This window comes from Nocardiopsis rhodophaea, assembly GCF_039530945.1.
GTDB lineage: Bacteria > Actinomycetota > Actinomycetes > Streptosporangiales > Streptosporangiaceae > Nocardiopsis_C > Nocardiopsis_C rhodophaea.
Genome location: NZ_BAAAPC010000025.1, coordinates 1 through 16,472, shown reverse-complemented (window position 1 = coordinate 16,472; position 16,472 = coordinate 1). Strand labels below are relative to the sequence as shown.

The following is a 16,472-nucleotide window of genomic DNA, read 5'->3' as shown; positions in this document are numbered from 1 at the left end:
TGTCGGGTTTTGCTGGGCGTGATCGCGCAACAACACCGAAGCGTACTTGTCCGAAGTCGGGTGTCAAGACCGATTTGGCGGGAAGGGGATGGCCGCATCCGGTCACCGCGGGGTCGGTTGGAATGGTAAACGGTGTTGCTCCAATTCGTTTTCTCGGCTGTGAGCTGCGCGGGCGCGGTCCGAATGCTATTCGGTTGGGCTGGTTGGTTCCATTGCTCATCTGGGGTGGCGGGGCGCGTTTTTGAAAGCTGTTTATATTTCAATGAATATCGTTTTCGAAGATCATTGGCAAAAAGGGGGAGCGCCCCTGGGCAGCCGCCGCCGGCAGCTCGGGGAACCGGTCCGGCGCGCACGCGAACGCCGGAACCCGAGCTTCCAGGGGAAAGCGGTGGCCCGGGCGGGCACACAGCGAGGCCGCACGCCCGCGCCGTATCCCCTCGGGAAGAACGCGGACCACGGCACGTCCGCCCGCCATCCGAAACTCCACGTGTGAGAATCGGCCTACGGAGCGCTACGGTTGGCGATGGCGGCGATCACGATAGGGGGAGCCGATGGCCGGGGGAGAGACGGAGGGCCGGGAGCTGCTGCGGTTGCTGGCCGGGCCCTGGCTGACCGAGGCCGTCGTCACCGCGGTGCGCCTCGGTGTGATCGACCGCCTCGGCGACGGACCGGAGACCCCCGCCGAAACCGCCGCGGCGCTGTCCCTGCGCCCCGAGCCGCTGGCGCGGGTGCTGCGTCTGCTCACCGCCGCTGGCGTGCTGAGTGAGGACGGCGGGCGCTACGCGCTCACGGAAATGGGCGAGCAGCTGCACAGCGATCACCCCGCCTCCATGCGGCCCCTGGCGCTTCTGTACAACAGCGACTTCTTCACCCGCGCCTGGCGGGGGCTGAGCGAGGCGGTGCGTACCGGGGAGCCCGCCTTCCGCTCCGTTCACCGCCAGGGCATCTACGCCTACCTCGCCGACCACCCCGACGACGAGGCGCTGTTCGACGCCGGGATGGCCGCCGGAAGCTCGTTCGCCGCCGGCCTCCCCGCCGCCTACGACTTCTCGGCCGCCAAGAAGGTCGTGGACGTGGGAGGCGGCGACGGTACTCTGCTGGCCGCCGTCCTGCGCGCCTACCCCCACCTGCGCGGGATCCTCTTCGAGCGGCCGCCCGCGCTGCACGGCGCGCGCGAACGGCTCGCGCCCCACATCGCCGAAGGCCGGTGCGACCTGGTCGAGGGCGACTTCATGCGCGAGATCCCCGACGACGGCGACGTCTATATCCTCTGCCGCGTCCTGCACAACTGGGACGACGAGGCCTGCCACCTGCTGCTGGCCAACTGCCGCGCCGCCATGGGCCCCGACGCGCGGCTGCTGGTGGTGGAGCGGGTCATACCCGACGGTCGGCACCCGCTGCTCACCCTCGCTTTCGACGTGCACATGATGGTGATGACCAGCGGCCGGGAGCGGACGGCGAGCGAGTACGAGGCCCTCCTGCGACCGGTGGGGCTGACCACCGCCGACATCACCGACCTCGCGGCCGAGATGCGCCTGCTCACCGCCCGCCCCCGCTGAGCGCCGCTTCCCACTCCGCTCGCGGTCACCGGCCGCCGCGCCCGCATCCCGACCCGAGTGCCCCCACACGGCCGGGGCGCTTTCGGCCCTCCCCTCGCAGCGCCCCGCGATACGCGTCGAGCTCGCACCGACAACAAGGAGGAAGGCCATGGCCGGGCACACCACGGCGCCCATCGTCGCGGCGGTGGACGGGGGGAAGGCCGCCGCGCGAGCCGCTGATTGGGCCGCCGACGAGGCCCAGCGGCAGCGGCACCCGCTGCACATCGTGCACGCCAACGAGTGGCCGATGTTCCATTCCTCTGCCGGCGCCGCCGCCGAGGAGATGGCCCACGCCGCCCGCGAGATCGTCTCCAGGGCCCGCGACCGCGCGCACGAGCGGGCGCCCGACATCGCGATCGACGCCCGCACCGTCGACGGCTACAGCTCCGCGGTGCTGCTGGAGCACTCCCGCCACGCGCACATGATGGTGTCCGGGACCCGGCGCCTCAGCGGGCTGGAGGCGCTGTGGATGGGATCCACCGGGCTGGAACTCGCCGCCCAGGCGTCCTGCCCCGTCGTCCTCGTCCCCGATGTCGAGCCGGGGCAGCCGCGCGGGATCGTATCGGTGGGCGTGGACGGCTCGCGCGCCGCCGACGCCGCCGCCCAGCAGGCGTTCATCGCCGCCGCCGAGCGCGGCGCCCTGCTGCGCGTCGTCTGCGCCTATGGGCCGGGCTCGCACGGGCGGTTCGGCCCGCTGGAACACGCCGACCTCACCTGGCACGACGCATCCCCCGAAGAAGTCGCCGCCCGCGCCGAGGCCGAGCGCCTGCTCTCGGAGTCCATCGCGGGCGAGCGCGAACACCACCCCGACGTCCGCGTCGAGGAGGTCGTGCTGCGCGCCCTGCCCGAGCGCGCGCTGATCTCCGAGTCCCACCGGGCGGACATGGTCGTGGTCGGCGCTCGGGGGCGCGGCGGCTTCGCCGGCCTGGTGCTGGGGTCGGTCAGCCAGAAGCTGCTGCACCACGCCGACTGCCCCGTCATGATCGTGCGCGCGCAGGGGAACCAGGGTGCCTGACCCATGCTCGTGCTTGGCCGTAACGGCGCGGGTGGGCGCTGCCGTTGGCCGCGGCGGCCCCGGGACGGCCGCGGTTTCCAGGGACCGGCACGGCGGGCGCGCCGACGAGCGCCGGATGGCGGCGGCATCCGGACCAGAGCGTTCCTGCCCGACGACCACGACGTCGTGCGGCGCGCGGTCGTGGCCCGCACCGCCGACGCGCGGGGGACTTGGAGGTGGTGGGCGCGGCCGCGCGGAGCGTCTCCCGCACCGCGCTCTGGGTCACGTCCCTCCTCTCGGCGCCGCCTTTCCCCGGATCTTCCGTACCCGGCTCGCCGGGCGCTACGGCGCGCTGCCCGCCGCGACCACCGCCGCCGGACACCGTGCGCTCCGCAGGTACCCGACGGTCACGTCTCCGCCCCCTCACCGACCCCGCGATCGCCGCGCTCCGTAGTGGCCGCGCTGGTGGTGTCGCCGGTCGCGGTCGCCGGCGGGATCCGCCGACCGCTGATGCGGGTGGGCACGATCTTGAGGTAGGTGTCGCGCTCACCGCCCGCCCAGGGCCGGATGCCGCGGACCTTCCTGATCTCCCGGAGTTCCAACGGGTCGCTGATCCAGTGGGTGCGGCCCGTCACCAGCACGCTCCAGCCCTCGTACCGGTCGGGGTCGATCGCGTCGACCTGGAACGCCACATGGCCGTGGGTGTGCTGCGCGATCACCCCGTACGGCGCGGTGCGGAAGACGATGGTGTCGTTGTGGACGGCGAAATTGACGGGCAGCACCGTGGGTGCGGCGTCGCCGGGCACTACGAACGCGATCCGCCCCAGCCCGCCGCGGGCGATGAGGTCCAGGCACCGCTGAGAGCTCAGCGGCTCTGGCAGTCCGCCGGCGGACTCCGGGGCGCGCTGCTGGGGCGGCTCGGTGCCGTGCAGTACCCCCGGCGTCGTTTGCAGCGCGTCGGCCAACTGGGCCACCGCCCCGTGGCTCAGGTAGGCCGGGTTCTCCTCGACGTAGGCGAGATACCCGGGGGTGAGTCCGCAGCGCTCGGCCACGGTCTCCCGGCTGAGCCCCAGTTCCTCGCGCCGCCGCGCGACGCGGCGTCCGAGCTCTCCGCGGCTCCGCTGCGCGTTTTCGATCCCGGTCACACTGATCACCCCCTGGCCTTGGTGTGCCTCCAATTCTCCTCCTTCCGCGACGGTCGGCGGTGGAGGCGTTGGGCTCGGCCCGCATGGGGCGGAAGTCCCACATCCGGCCGAGGCTGTCTCCACGGGCACCGGTCCCGGCCCGGCACGGTCCGCACGGCGGGAAACGGGGGTGCTGCCCCGACGACCTGGTCTCCTGGGTGAAATGGGGTTCGGGGGCGCCGTGCGGCGCGCAAGAAGTGTGCCCTGCGTACTCTGCCGGATTGGACGGCTATTTCGATGAATCGCCCCTATCCGAGTCCACAAGCCGATACGATCTTGCCTACGGGGATGTGATGGTGTTGTTACGTGGGGTCGTGTAGAGAGGCGGCGCGGGGTGTCCGGAGGACGATCGGAGTATTTCCCCTGCCGTGAGGCCGTCGTCGTGCCGGTGCGCGGGGAGGTCGACATCGCGACCGCTGACGATGTGCGCGACCACGTGCTGCGCGCCGCCCATCCGTCGCCCGCCACCGTGCTCAAGGAAGGCGTCGCCGTTCGGGCGGGCGTCGGCCGCCGCGGCCCCGTGCCCCGCCCGGGAAGCCCGTGCGTCATCGTCGACCTCTCCGGCGTCGAGTTCTTCGACGCCAGTGGCGTACGCGCGCTCATGTCGGCCTACCGTGTGCTGACGCGCGAGGGGCGGCACATGGTGCTCGCCGAACCGTCCCCCGCGGCGGCCCGCATCCTCGAAACGCTGCGGATGGGCGAGGTGTTCGAGATCTACCCGATCGTTGAGATGGCGCTGGCCGACAACCACACGGCCGAGGGCGACGGCGACCGGGTCAGGCGCGCCCCAGGGGCGGAGTGAGCGGGCCGGGCGCGGCATCGTCCGCGAATTCCCGCCCCTCGCGCGGTCACCGCCGCTCGGCGATCATCGGCATCGCGTCCGGTCGGGGAACGGCCGCGGGCACCTCGCGGACCGTGTGCCAGTAGGCCGGACGCATCCGCCAGCGCGAGCACACGGTCGCGACCGCCACGGTCATCTCCGTCCAGGCGAACGCGTCGCCGATACACCGGCGGTCGCCGTCACCGAACGGGATGAAGGCGCCGTGGGGCAGGAGCCGCGAGCCTTCGGCGGTGAGCCAGCGGTCCGGGGTGAAGCGGTCGGGGAAACGGAACAGCCGCGGGTTGCGGTGCACCGCGTAGGGGCTGATGGCGAGCTCGATCCCCTCGGGAATGTGCACGCCGCCGATCTTCACGGGGGCCGTGGTGCGGCGCAGCAGCAGCGGCGCCGAATGCAGCCGGATCACCTCGTTGAGCACCCGCTGCGTGTACTCCAACCGCGCCAAGTCCTCGTGAGCGCAGGGCCGCCCGCCGAGGACGGTATCGACCTCCGCCCGCAGGCGGTCGGCCGCCTCGGGGTGCCGGGCCAGCTCGTGGAAGGTCCACGCCAGCGTGGCGGATGCCGCCTCGGTGCCGGACATGAGCAGGGCCATCAGCTCATCGCGGATCCGGTCGTCGGACATGGCCGCCCCGCTCTCCGGGTCGCGGACCGACATCACCAGGGACAGCAGGTCATCGAAGTCCCCCTCGGAGCCCCGACGCTCCTCGACGAGGGCGTCGAGGACGAACCGCAACCGCGCCGCCGCCGCGTCATAGCGCTGGTGCGGGGACACCGGCAGACGGTCGAGCACCCGCGGCGTGATCGCGCGCGCGAGCGCTCCCTTGCTCACCACCCGCGTGGAGTACCTGATCTCCGCGGCGGCGAAGCGGTCCACGCCCCGGGAGAACACCGCCTGGAGGAGGATGCCGAGCACCAGGTCGAACATGGCCTCGTCCACCCGCACCATCTCGCCGGGGCGCCAGGTGGCGATCAGTTCTTCGGCGTGGTGGACGCTGATCGCGGTGTGCCCGGCGGGCGGAACCCGGTGGAGGGCCGCGAGCAGCCGCCGCCGCTGCCGCTGGTGCACCTCGCCCTCGGACGTCACCAGCCCGAGCCCCAGGACGGGGCGCAGCCGCTCGTAGACCCGCCCCCGACCGAGGGAGGCGGCCTTGGTGACCAGCGCCTCGTGCGCCAGATCCGGGTCGGTGACGAGGTAGACCGATACCGTGCCCACGTCGACGCGGACCATCCCGCCCTTCGGACGCAGAGAGCCGAGGAACGCCAGCGGGCGGCGCCACAGCTGCGGCACATGCCCCGCCAGTGGGATCCGGCCGGGAGCAGCCGGGACGGAACCCAGAGAACCCAGCGAAGCCAGGGCGGCCATGGTGCGTCTCTCCTTCGCCTCTGCGTCTCTCCTCCGGCCAGTACGCGCGGAGCGATCAAGGGCTGTCAAGATCCCCCGAGGCGATGAAAGCACCGATCTTCCCGCGGGGATCGGCGCGCCGAGAAACGGACCGCCACACCGCGCGAAGAACCCGAAAAGAGGACACGCCAGAACCAGTGGGGCGGTAGCGGCGGGGCGGCCTCTACCATCACCTCAGCCGCACCGCGCCCGCCCGGCTCCCCGGAACGCGGCCCATCCCCTAGCGTGCCGGCCACCGCGACCCCGATCCCACAAGGAGAAGCCCGCGACAATGCGCCCCCTGAAAACCCTGCGCCGACCGCTCCGCACCCGGTCGGCCCTGACCTTCGCCATCGCCCTTGCCACCGCCGCGACCATCACCGCCCCGCCGATAGCGGCCGCTGACGCGTCCGCCACGACGCTCGCGCAGACCCCGGCCGGGGGCAGCGCGTCCCCCGCCACCACGCACGAGTTCACGCCCCAGCAACGGCAGCAGGCCCTCTCCTACTGGACCGAGAAGCGCATGCGCCAGGTCGGCCGCGACCTCGACCTCGGCCCCACCGGGCCGCTGACCCGCCCGTGGACGGGGGCGGAGATGCCGACCGTCGGCCGCCTGTTCTTCGTCAACGCCGACGGCGCCGACACCTGGTGCACCGCTACGGCCGTCGTCAGTAAGAACCAATCGGTGGTCATGACCGCGGGCCACTGCGTACAGCGCGGCTCCTCCATCCCGGAGAACCACTCCACCCGCGTGGTGTTCGTGCCCGGCTACGACCGGGGCGAGCGCCCCTACGGCGTATTCGCCGCCCGCGCCGCCCTCACCCCGGACACCTGGACGAACGACTCGACCAACGACGTCGCCGCGATCGTCGTGGACCGCGGTTACGGGGGTGAACTCACCGAGCAGGTCGGCGGCCAGGCCGTCGCCTTCGACCGCGAGGTCGGCGGCCACATCACCGCCTTCGGCTACCCCGCCACCCGGCCACAGCTCGGCGGGGAACTCCTCTACTGTTCCGGCACCGCCGAGCCGGCCCCCGAGAACGAACAGCGCATCCCCTGCGACATAGGCGGCGGCGCCAGCGGCGGCCCCTGGCTGGCCGACATCGACGAGCGCACCGGCCTGGGCGCCCTCGTCTCGGTCAACAGCCACGGAACCGACCCGGAGCACAGCACCCACATGTACGGCCCGGTCCTGGGCACAGCGGCCCGCGAGGTCTACGAAGCGGCCGCGCGCATGTGACGCCGACCTCCGCGGAAGAACGCGGCCGCTCGGCAGGTCGGGGGTCGCACCGCTGCCGCGGTAGGGCGCCGGACCCCTACCCGCGGTCGGCCCCGCTCTCCCGGTGCCCCATAAGTGCGCCGCCAGCGGTGCGCGCCGCGTCTCCTCCGCCCGCCAGCCCCAGGCCGCGGGCCAGCCGTCGGCGGTGCCACTCGGGGCAGCCGAACAGGAGCGCCGAGCCGTGCGCGCGCTTGAAGTAGCGGTGGCAGTCGTGTTCCCAGGTGATGCCGATGCCGCCGTGCAGCTGAATGGCTTCGCCCGCGATCGTGCGGAAGGCCTCAGAGCAGGAGGACTTCGCCAGCGCGGCCACGGCCGACGCGTCCGGGGCGCTGTTGGCCAGAGCGAAGGCGGCGGCGTACGAGGCCGAACGCGCGCTTTCCAGGAGGACGTACATGTCGGCCAGGCGGTGTTTGACCGCCTGGAACGCTCCGATGGGGCGCCCGAACTGGACACGTTGGCGGGCATAGGCGAGGGTCATGTCCAGGCAGTGCGCGGCTCCGCCGACCTGTTCGGCGGAGAGGGCGGTGCACGCGGTATCCAGAACGTGGCGCATCACCCGTTTTCCGGACGTGCTCAGGAGGGTGGCGGGGGCCGCGTCCAGCAGGACGCGGCCCTGGGGTCGGGACAGGTCCAGGGGAACCTGCGGTTCGACGGTGACACCCGGCGCCGCCGGGTCCACCGCGAACACCGCGAGCCCGCGGCCGGTGCGCGCCGCCACCAGCAGGAGTCCGGCATAGTCGGCGTCGAGCACGTGCTCCTTGACGCCCGTGAGGCGCCAGGAGGGCCGGGGCGCGGGATCTGCGGGGTGTGGGACGGACGGGGTACCCCCCTCGTCCGGCACGGCGCGGGTGGCGGTCGCGTCGGTGTCGAAGGAGCCCCGCTCGGCCCACGCGAGAGCGCCGACCAGGGAGCCGGAAGCCAGTAGCGGCAGCCATTTTGCGCGGGCGGCGGTCGGGTCACAGGCCAGGAGGGCCTGAGCGGTGAGCACCGCCGAGCCCAGGAACGGGATCGGCGTCAGCGCCCGGCCGAGCTCCTCCATGACGACGTGCGTCTCCACGCAGGAGTATCCAGCGCCGCCGAATTCCTCCGGTACCGCCAGTGCGTGCGCCGCGACCTGCTCGGCCAGCAGCCGCCACACGCCCTCCGCGGCGCCGTGGGAGCCCACTCCCGTGTCCCGTTCGGCGGTCCCACCCCGGCGCTCCACCAGCGTGCGCACGGTCGTGCGCAACTCCTCCTGCTCGGAACTGAACCGCATGGTCCTCCTCGGTGTGCGGCGATGGGCGTCGCCCCAATCGATCGATGTCCCGCGAAGCGGTGGAAAAGGCCGACAAGGCTGACAGGAAAGGTGGTATTGCGTGTCCATGAGCACGGACGCGAGCACCAATGCCGAGCGCTTCATTGTCGTGACCGGGGGACCCGGGGCCGGCAAGAGCACGCTCATCGAGCAGTTGCGCGCGGCGGGGTATCCGGCCACCGACGAGGCGGGGCGCGGTGTCATACGCGATCAGACCGCCATCGGCGGCAGCGCGGTGCCCTGGGTCGACGCCGTGCTGTTCGCGGAGACGATGCTGTGCTGGGAGATGCGCTCCTACCGGCTCGCGGTGGCGGAGAGCGGCCCGGTCTTCTTCGATCGCGCGCTGCCGGACATCGTGGGGTACCTGAACCTGGTGGGACATCCGGTCCCGGCGCATGTCAGCGCGGCGGCACGCCGGCTGCGCTATCGCACGCGCGTGTTCGTGGCACCGCCCTGGCCGGAGATCTACGAGCGGGACGCCGAGCGTCGGCAGTCGTTCGCTGAGGCCAAGCGGACCTGGGCGCAGATGGTCGAGACCTACACGGACTACGGCTACGAGCCGGTCGAACTCCCCCGGGCCCCGGTCGAGGAACGGGTCAGGTTCGTCCTGGAGGCGTCGCTCTGAGGCCCGTCGGCCCGGGAGCCCGATCCGGGCGGGCGGTGGGGGAGGGGTACCGCTCGCCACCGTCACCTCCCTCAACCTAACAAGTGTTTGATAGGGTAACCTGTGTCAGCCCGCGGCGACAGGAGGCGGACGGATGGAGATACCCGACCCGCAGCCGGCGGCGGACGGCGGCATCGGCGGCGACGAGTCCCGTGCGGACCGGGCGTTCCGCCGTGAAGTTCGCGGCTGGTTGGCCGCCAACCTCACCGGCGACTTCGCCGATGCCCGCGGGCTCGGTGGTCCAGGACGCAACCACGAGGCCTTCGACATCCGGATCGCCTGGGAGCGCCACATGGCGGCGGGGGGATGGACCTGCATCGGCTGGCCGGAGGAGTACGGCGGCCGGAGCGCGAGCATTCAGCAGCAGGTCATCTTCCACGAGGAATACGCCCTGGCCGACGCCCCCGAGCGGGTCAACCACATGGGTGAGCAGCTCCTCGGCCCGACGCTGATCGCGCTGGGCACCCCCCACCAGCGCGAACGCTTTCTGCCGCGCGTCGCCGCGGTCGAGGAGCTGTGGTGCCAGGGCTACTCCGAACCCGGGGCCGGGTCCGACCTCGCCGCCATCGCGACACGCGCCGAACGCGTCGGCGACCAGTGGGTCATCAACGGGCAGAAGGTGTGGACGTCCCACGCCCGCGACGCCGACTGGTGCTTCGCCATCGTCCGCAGCGAACCGGGCTCGCGGCGCCAGCAGGGCTTGAGCTGTCTGCTCGTCCCTATGGACCAGCCGGGCGTGCGCGTCCGCCCGATCACTCAGCTCACCGGCGCCTCGGAGTTCAACGAGGTGTTCTTCGACGATGCCCGCACCGACGCGGACAACGTCGTCGGCGCGCCCGGCGACGGCTGGCGCGTGGCCATGACCACGCTCGGCTTCGAACGCGGGGTGTCGATGCTGGGCCGCCAGGTCGGCTACGAGCGCGAGCTCCGGCGGCTCATCGACACGGCACGGGCCAACGGCGCCGCGGACGACCCGCTGATCGCCGACCGCCTCACCCGGGCCTGGATCGGTGTGCGGACGATGCGGTTCACCGCGCTGCGCACCATGGCGGGTGTGCGTGACGGCGCGCCCGGCCCGGAGGCCTCCATCGGCAAGATCCACTGGGCGCGGTGGCACCGCGGGCTCGGCGAGCTCGCGATGGACGTGCTGGGGGCCGGGTCGACGGTGGCCGAGGGAGCCCCCTACGACCTCGACCGCTGGCAGAATCTGTTCCTCTTCTCCCGCGCCGACACGGTCTACGCTGGCACCGACGAGATCCAGCGCGACATCATCGCCGAGCGTGTGCTGGGCCTGCCGAGGGACCGCGGGCCTCTGCCACGGGACCGCCGGTCTCGGCCGCACCCTGCCTGACCGGGGGAGAGGGGGGAAACGGAGCGCGACCGGGCAAAGGCCGCGACACGGGCATTACCGGTGGTCGGTCCATCCCTGCTGCTCGCGCACCCGCTTCTTCACAAGCTTCCCCGCGGCGTTGCGCGGCAGTGCCGCGTCCACCACGTGGATGTGGTCGGGGATCTTGAAGGCGGCCAGCCGGGACTTGAGGTGGTCGCGCAGCTCCGCGGGGTCGATTCGGTGGCCGTCGTGCGGCCGGACCACCGCGCCGACCTCCTCGCCGTACACGTCGTGCGGAACCCCCACCACGGCCACCTCGCTCACCGCGGGGTGTTCATGGATCGCCGCCTCCACCTCCGGGCAGTAGACGTTCTCCCCGCCGCGGATGATCATGTCCTTCAGGCGATCTACAATGTAAAGGAAGCCTTCCTTATCCAACCTTCCGATATCACCGGTGTGCAGCCACCCGTCCGTGAACGTCGACGCCGTGGCCTCCGGCCGCCGCCAGTACCCCAGCACCACACCAGGACCGTTCAGCCAGATCTCGCCGAGTTCGCCCGTCGGCAGTTCGGTGCCCTGCGGGTCGACGATCTTTACATCGACAGTGGCGACCGGCACCCCCGCGCTGTCCGGTCGCAGCAGGTAGTCGGTGGCCGCGTTGAGCGAGGCCGTGGCCGAGCACTCGGTCAACCCGTACCCTTGCCCGAGCACCAGGTCCTGCAGGCTGCCGTGGGCCCGCGAGACCAGCGCCGGAGCCGCCGGCGCGCCACCGGTACCCAGGGACAACAGACTGGACAGGTCGAACTCGGCCAGGCGCGGGGAGGCGAGCATCTGGTTGACCATCGCCGGCACCGCCGTGATACCGGTGACCCGCTCCCGCTCCACCAGCGCGAGCGCCTCTTCGGCGTCCCACCGGTACATCAGCACCAGCGCCCCGCCCTGCGCCAGCGCGGGCAGCATGATCGTCAGGGCTCCCGTGGCGTGGAACAGCGGAACCGGGCACAGGACGACCGGTGTGGGCAGCGCCTCCATGTAGCCCAGACCATCGTCCAGATCCAGGCCGAGCCGCATGAGCGAGCGGACCCGCGCGTACTGCAGCGAGACGATGTTGGACAGCATGTTGCGGTGCGAACAGACCGCGCCCTTGGGCACACCCGTGGTCCCCGAGGTGTAGAAGATGCCCGCCGGATCATCGGGTGCGATCTCCGTGTCGGGGATCCGCACATCCCTTCTCACCTCGCCCATAACGTCGGCCCACGAACGCGTCTGCTCCGGCGGCGAGTCCGGCCGAGGCGACCCCGCGGTGTCCCCGGCCTGGGTGGCCCCAAACCACGCGGTGCGCACGGCGATCGCCGGGACGCCGAGCCGCGGCAGCACGTCGGCCACCCGGTCCAACCGCTCCTCGTCGGCGATCAGCACCTTCGCTCCGCTGTCGGACAGCCCGAACTCCAGCTCGCTCCCCGTCCACCAGGCGTTCAGCGGCACCGCGATCGCGCCGATGCTCACGGTCGCGAAGAAGGAGACCACCCACTCGGGGTAGTTCCGCATGGCGATCGCGACGCGGTCGCCCTTGGCCACGCCGTAGTCGTCGACCAGGCGATGGGCCAGAGCGGCGGCGCCGCGGTAGAGCTCGGCGTGCGTCGTCCGCTCCCGCTCGTAGACGAGCGCGACCGCGTCGCCGTGCTCACGGCTCCCCTCCAGGATCGCGCGCAGGTGCGGCGGGGTGTGCTTCCAGACCCGGGTGGGCGTCCCGTTGACGTCGACGGTCTCCATCTCGAACGGGCTGCCGGCCACCAGCATGCGGGAGGTGACGGCGACCATCGAGCGCAGGGGGCGGATGAGGTCCGACTCTGTCATTGCTGCTCCGATCGTGGGGGTCCCCGGTGGGTCCCGAGGCCGGGCGGATGAGGCGAAGGTGACGCGGGGGAAAAGGCGAAGGGCGGCCACGAAGGGCCGCCCTGGGGGCGCGTCATCCCAACCGGATCTCCGTCGTGCGCGGTATCGGCGCAGGCGACGGCGGAGAGGACGGGGCCGTTCACCCTGTCGATTCCGTCGGTGCGACTCATCGATGGTCTCCAGCGGCACGAGCGCGATCCGTGGTCGCGGTGAAGCGACCCTACAAGACCGACCGGTCGGTGTCCTCGTCCGGGGGAGCACTCCGTGGCGGAGATCAGACGGTGACGAGCATCAGTCTGTACTTCGCCAGGACGGGATTGATCGGGACGAAGTAGGTGTAGCCGCCGGTGCGGCAGCTCCCCCCGCCGCCGAGCAGGATGCCCTGCAGTTGGCTGCCGCTGATGAAGGGCCCGCCCGTATCGCCGGGTTCCGCGCAGACGCTGGTCCGGGTCAGCCCGATCACGGTGCCCCACGTGAAGCGGACATCCTGGTTCTTGGCCTGGATGGTCCCGCAGTGCCACCCGGTCGTGGACCCGGAGCGGCAGAGGGAGGCCCCGATCGGCGCCTCCCGCGACCCGTCGATCGTCTTCAAGGCTCCGCCGGGGGAGGTGCGGACGTGGGGGGTGAGGATCCAGTCCTCGTCGGTTTCGACGAAGGCGACGCCGAGCTCGGGGTCGACCCACCTGACGGTTCCGTACGTACCGTCCGGACTGCGTACGACGTCGCCCGGCCTGCCGCACGGGTACGCGGTGAGGAAGCCGCCGGTGCCCGTGGCCGTCCTGACGGCCGCGCCGATGGAGCACCGGGACACGGTGCCGGAAAAGATGGGGTCGCCCGCGATGATGCGCGTCGGTTCGTCGATGCCGCGCGCTGCGGCGGTGACGGTCGTGTGGGCGGCGGCGGTGGGGGAGAGCGCGAGGAGTAGTCCGAGGGCCAGCAGGGATAGTCCGAGGAGTCGGAGACTCTGGGAGAGGGGCCGCATATCCGTGTTCCTGTTCCTTGCCTGTGGGGGTGGACAAGGCGAAGCGGCGTTCGGGGCGGTGCCCGGGCCGCTCCCTCCCCGCTCGGGACGGCCCGCGTTGTGGGCGGGGCAGCCCGGGCCGGAGGGGAATCACCGGGTTGAAGGCTCAACCAGTCGAACGATAAGCAGATGACGGGGGCGTCGAATAGCCCTGTTTCCTTACGGAAATCGCCCGGAGACACCGATCGGGGTCGGGACCCGCGGAATCATGGCGGATCCCGGCCCCGTCAGAGCGATAGCCCCGGTAGGCGACGGGGCCGCCGGTGGGCGCCACCGGCGGCCCCGGGCTGTCGGTCAGCCGATCTCCCCCGACCCCAATCCGGCGATCGATGTGCGCGCCGCCTTGCGCGCGGGCACGATCGCGGCCAGCAGGCCGGCGAGCACCGCGGCGGCGAGGAACCCGGCGATCATCTCCACCGGAACACGCAGGATCAGGTCTTCGAACGTCGCCTTACCGGCGGCCCAGCCGAACAGCACCCCGAGCACGACACCCAGTCCCGCGCCGATGAGGGACACGAGGACCGCCTCGATACTCAGCATCCGTCGCAGCTGCGCCCGGGTCATCCCCAGCGCCCGGAGGAGCGCCGACTCGCGGGTGCGCTCCAGTACCGACAGCGCCATGGTGTTGGCGATGCCGAACACCGCGATGATGATGGCCAGCCCCAGCAGCGCGGCCACCGTCCAGAAGACGGCGTTCAGGACCGTTGTGTACTCCTGTTTCAACTCGGCGGCGCCACCGAGGACGAGCGTGGGGTCGTCGGCCGTCGTCGCCAGGATGGCCTCGCGGACGTCGGCGAGATCCGCCCCCTCGGACGCCGTGATCGCCACCGCCTGGTTGGTCGTGGCGCTGGGGTAGGCGGCGGCGAAATCGGAGGGGGCGATGGTGGGCGACGACAGCGGGCCATCGCCCTCGGTGATCGCCACGATTTCGAAGGACCGCTTCCCGCCCTCGTCTGCTGCCAGCGCCAGCGTGTCGCCGACGTCCACCTGGAGATAGGCGGCGATGCCCTGGGGAACCGAGATCCGGCCCGGCCCGACCTTCGACAGGTCCCCCGCCGTCACCTTCTGCCGGATGTCGGTTCCGATCTCCGCGTCCAGGTAGGTGGAGACGTAGCCCTGGATCTCCTCGTCCGGGCCATCCAGGGATACTTCGGTCCCGCGCTGGGGATAGACGCCGCTGATCAGCGGCGAAGCGGTGAGTTTCGCAATGATTTCCTGGGGGACCCCGAGGTCCCCGCCGCCGTCCTCACCCGCTGCGGCGCCGCTTTGCGGACCAGGGGCGCCGATCGGCTGCCGTGTCAGCGCGTAGTCGACCGGGAACTTCAGCCCCAGCTGGTCGTCGAGGGTCGCCTCCGTCGAGGAGTTGATCACCGCGTAGCCGGTCATGAGCGTGGCGCCGACGGTGAGCGCGATCATGGCGGTCGCGGCGCGCTTGGGGCTGCGTCGGGCGTTGTCGACGGCGAGCATGCTCGGCACACCGGACGTGCGCAGCGGTATCCCGACCACCCGGACGATGGCCCGCACCAGCACCGGACCGATGATTACCATCCCGACGAACGAGACCATCCCCGAGGCGACCACGGCGATCATCGCGCTCTGACTCGGTTCTCCGCGGAGCGCGGAGGCGATCATTCCCGCCGAGACCAGGAAGAGCACCGCGGCACTGGCAACGCGCTTCCACCCGCTGCCCTTCTCCACGCCGGTGGCCACGGCACCGGCGCGCAGCGCCGCCAGCGGCGGGATCGCGGTGGCGCGCCAGGCGGGCAGCAGGGCGGAGACGACCGTGACGAGAGTGCCGACCAGCAGGCTCACGGCGATCGCGGGGAGGCTGAGGCTTGGCGGTCCAGCGACGGTGAGGCCGTTCAGAACGTTGGCGGCGAGCGTGCCGACAACGGCGATCGCCGCCGCGGCGAGGCCGAACCCGGCCGCGACCCCAAGGAGAGAGGACAGGATGCCGACGATCAACGCCTCGGTCAGCACACTGCCGAAGATCTGCTGGCGCTGGGCGCCGACGCAGCGCAGCAGGGCGGTCTCGCGCTGGCGCTGGGCGATGAGGATGGCGAAGGTGTTGTAGATGACGATCCCGGCCACGAACATGGCGACCGCCGCGAACAGCAGCAGCGCGGTGCCCAGGAATGCCGCCTGGCCGCCTCCGGCCGCCATGGCCATTTCGTCGCCCAGCTCCTGGCCGGTCATGGCCTTGGCGGAGGAGGGGAGCGTGGCGGCTACGGCGCCCTTGAGCTCCTCTGGTGCGGTGTCCCCGCTGCCGATGACGTCGATTTCGCTGTAGCCCGAGGTTCCGGTCATCTTCGCCGCGGTGTCGGGGGCGAACGCGACTGCGCCGCGGCCGCCGAGCTCCGGCTCGACGCCGACGTCGATGAGGCCAACAACATCGAACTCGTGCTTGTCGCCGGTGGCGTCGAGGATCGCGACGGTGTCGCCGGTGGTGTAGCCGGCGCTGGCGGCGCTGGTCGTGGCCAGGGCGACTTCGTCGTCGGCTGCGGGCAGGCGGCCTTCTTCCGCCGGGTAGCGGCTGACCAGGTCATCGCCCACGGAGAGGCCCGCCGTTCCGAACCCGAGGATGCGGCCGTCCTGGTCGAGGAGCGGGGCGTCGCCCTTGGTCAGGCCGTCGGCCTTGGCGACCTGCGGCAGGTCGCGGATCCGCGCCAGCATCTCGGGGGTGAGCGTGGGTTCCTCCCGATCCTCCGCCTCCTCGGGGCTCGTGGGTCGTGCGGCTTCCCAGTCGATGACGACGGCGGCGTCGATCCGGTCGGTCGATCCCTTGACCTTGTTGTCGAAGGTGTCCTGGATCGTGTCGGTGAAGACGAGGGTGCCGGAGACGAACATGACGCCGAGGACGATGGCCAGGGCAGTGGTGATCAGCCGGCTCTTGTGCATCCGCAGGCCGGCCAGTGTGGTGCGCAGCATGGTGGGCTCAGGCCTCCAGCTTCACAAGCCGGTCCAGCACGGTCTCGGCGCTGGGGCCATACACC

The 16,472-nt window shown here is 71.7% G+C and carries 12 protein-coding genes; 6 read left to right on the top strand and 6 right to left on the bottom strand.

The features are described 5' to 3' along the window. Positions 1-551 precede the first annotated feature (551 nt). A complete protein-coding gene (locus ABD259_RS22655) occupies positions 552-1,559 on the top strand; it encodes a methyltransferase (RefSeq protein WP_344108284.1) in 1,008 nt (335 codons plus the stop codon). Between the two features lie 148 nt (positions 1,560-1,707). Continuing rightward, positions 1,708-2,613 carry a universal stress protein gene (locus tag ABD259_RS22650; RefSeq protein ID WP_344165229.1) on the top strand — a complete coding sequence of 302 codons (906 nt, stop codon included), beginning with the start codon at positions 1,708-1,710 and terminating at the stop codon, positions 2,611-2,613. A 386-nt stretch (positions 2,614-2,999) separates the two neighbouring features. On the opposite strand, the gene ABD259_RS22645 is transcribed toward ABD259_RS22650, so the two are convergent. Further along, positions 3,000-3,737: a helix-turn-helix domain-containing protein gene (locus ABD259_RS22645; RefSeq protein WP_344108279.1), complete on the bottom strand. Its 738-nt coding sequence runs from the start codon at positions 3,735-3,737 to the stop codon at positions 3,000-3,002. 373 nt (positions 3,738-4,110) lie between these two features. Here ABD259_RS22645 and ABD259_RS22640 point away from each other — a divergent pair, with 373 nt between their 5' ends. Then, positions 4,111-4,578, top strand: a complete 468-nt coding sequence (locus ABD259_RS22640) for an STAS domain-containing protein (RefSeq protein ID WP_344108277.1) — start codon at positions 4,111-4,113, stop codon at positions 4,576-4,578. A 46-nt stretch (positions 4,579-4,624) separates the two neighbouring features. On the opposite strand, the gene ABD259_RS22635 is transcribed toward ABD259_RS22640, so the two are convergent. Next, a complete protein-coding gene (locus ABD259_RS22635) occupies positions 4,625-5,977 on the bottom strand; it encodes a cytochrome P450 (RefSeq protein ID WP_344108274.1) in 1,353 nt (450 codons plus the stop codon). A 310-nt stretch (positions 5,978-6,287) separates the two neighbouring features. Here ABD259_RS22635 and ABD259_RS22630 point away from each other — a divergent pair, with 310 nt between their 5' ends. Further along, the gene (locus ABD259_RS22630) at positions 6,288-7,235 is read left to right on the top strand and encodes a trypsin-like serine peptidase (RefSeq protein WP_344165228.1); all 948 of its coding nucleotides are present in this window, start codon (positions 6,288-6,290) and stop codon (positions 7,233-7,235) included. 76 nt (positions 7,236-7,311) lie between these two features. On the opposite strand, the gene ABD259_RS22625 is transcribed toward ABD259_RS22630, so the two are convergent. Further along, positions 7,312-8,529: an acyl-CoA dehydrogenase family protein gene (locus ABD259_RS22625; RefSeq protein ID WP_344165227.1), complete on the bottom strand. Its 1,218-nt coding sequence runs from the start codon at positions 8,527-8,529 to the stop codon at positions 7,312-7,314. A 106-nt stretch (positions 8,530-8,635) separates the two neighbouring features. On the opposite strand from ABD259_RS22625, the gene ABD259_RS22620 reads away from it, so the two are divergent. Next, positions 8,636-9,193 carry an AAA family ATPase gene (locus ABD259_RS22620; RefSeq protein WP_344165252.1) on the top strand — a complete coding sequence of 186 codons (558 nt, stop codon included), beginning with the start codon at positions 8,636-8,638 and terminating at the stop codon, positions 9,191-9,193. 133 nt (positions 9,194-9,326) lie between these two features. Next, entirely contained in the window at positions 9,327-10,583 is a 1,257-nt protein-coding gene (locus tag ABD259_RS22615; RefSeq protein WP_344108266.1) for an acyl-CoA dehydrogenase family protein, read from the top strand. Positions 10,584-10,637: 54 nt separating this feature from the next. Here ABD259_RS22615 and ABD259_RS22610 read toward each other — a convergent pair whose 3' ends face one another. The 3 genes from ABD259_RS22610 to ABD259_RS22600 all read right to left on the bottom strand — a co-directional run bounded on the left by ABD259_RS22610 (position 10,638) and on the right by ABD259_RS22600 (position 16,407). Next, positions 10,638-12,419, bottom strand: a complete 1,782-nt coding sequence (locus ABD259_RS22610) for a class I adenylate-forming enzyme family protein (protein ID WP_344165226.1) — start codon at positions 12,417-12,419, stop codon at positions 10,638-10,640. Between the two features lie 313 nt (positions 12,420-12,732). Next, positions 12,733-13,440 carry a S1 family peptidase gene (locus ABD259_RS22605; RefSeq protein ID WP_344108261.1) on the bottom strand — a complete coding sequence of 236 codons (708 nt, stop codon included), beginning with the start codon at positions 13,438-13,440 and terminating at the stop codon, positions 12,733-12,735. A 333-nt stretch (positions 13,441-13,773) separates the two neighbouring features. Then, positions 13,774-16,407, bottom strand: coding sequence for an ABC transporter permease (locus ABD259_RS22600; protein ID WP_344108259.1), 2,634 nt, complete (start codon positions 16,405-16,407; stop codon positions 13,774-13,776). Between the last annotated feature and the right edge of the window lie 65 nt (positions 16,408-16,472).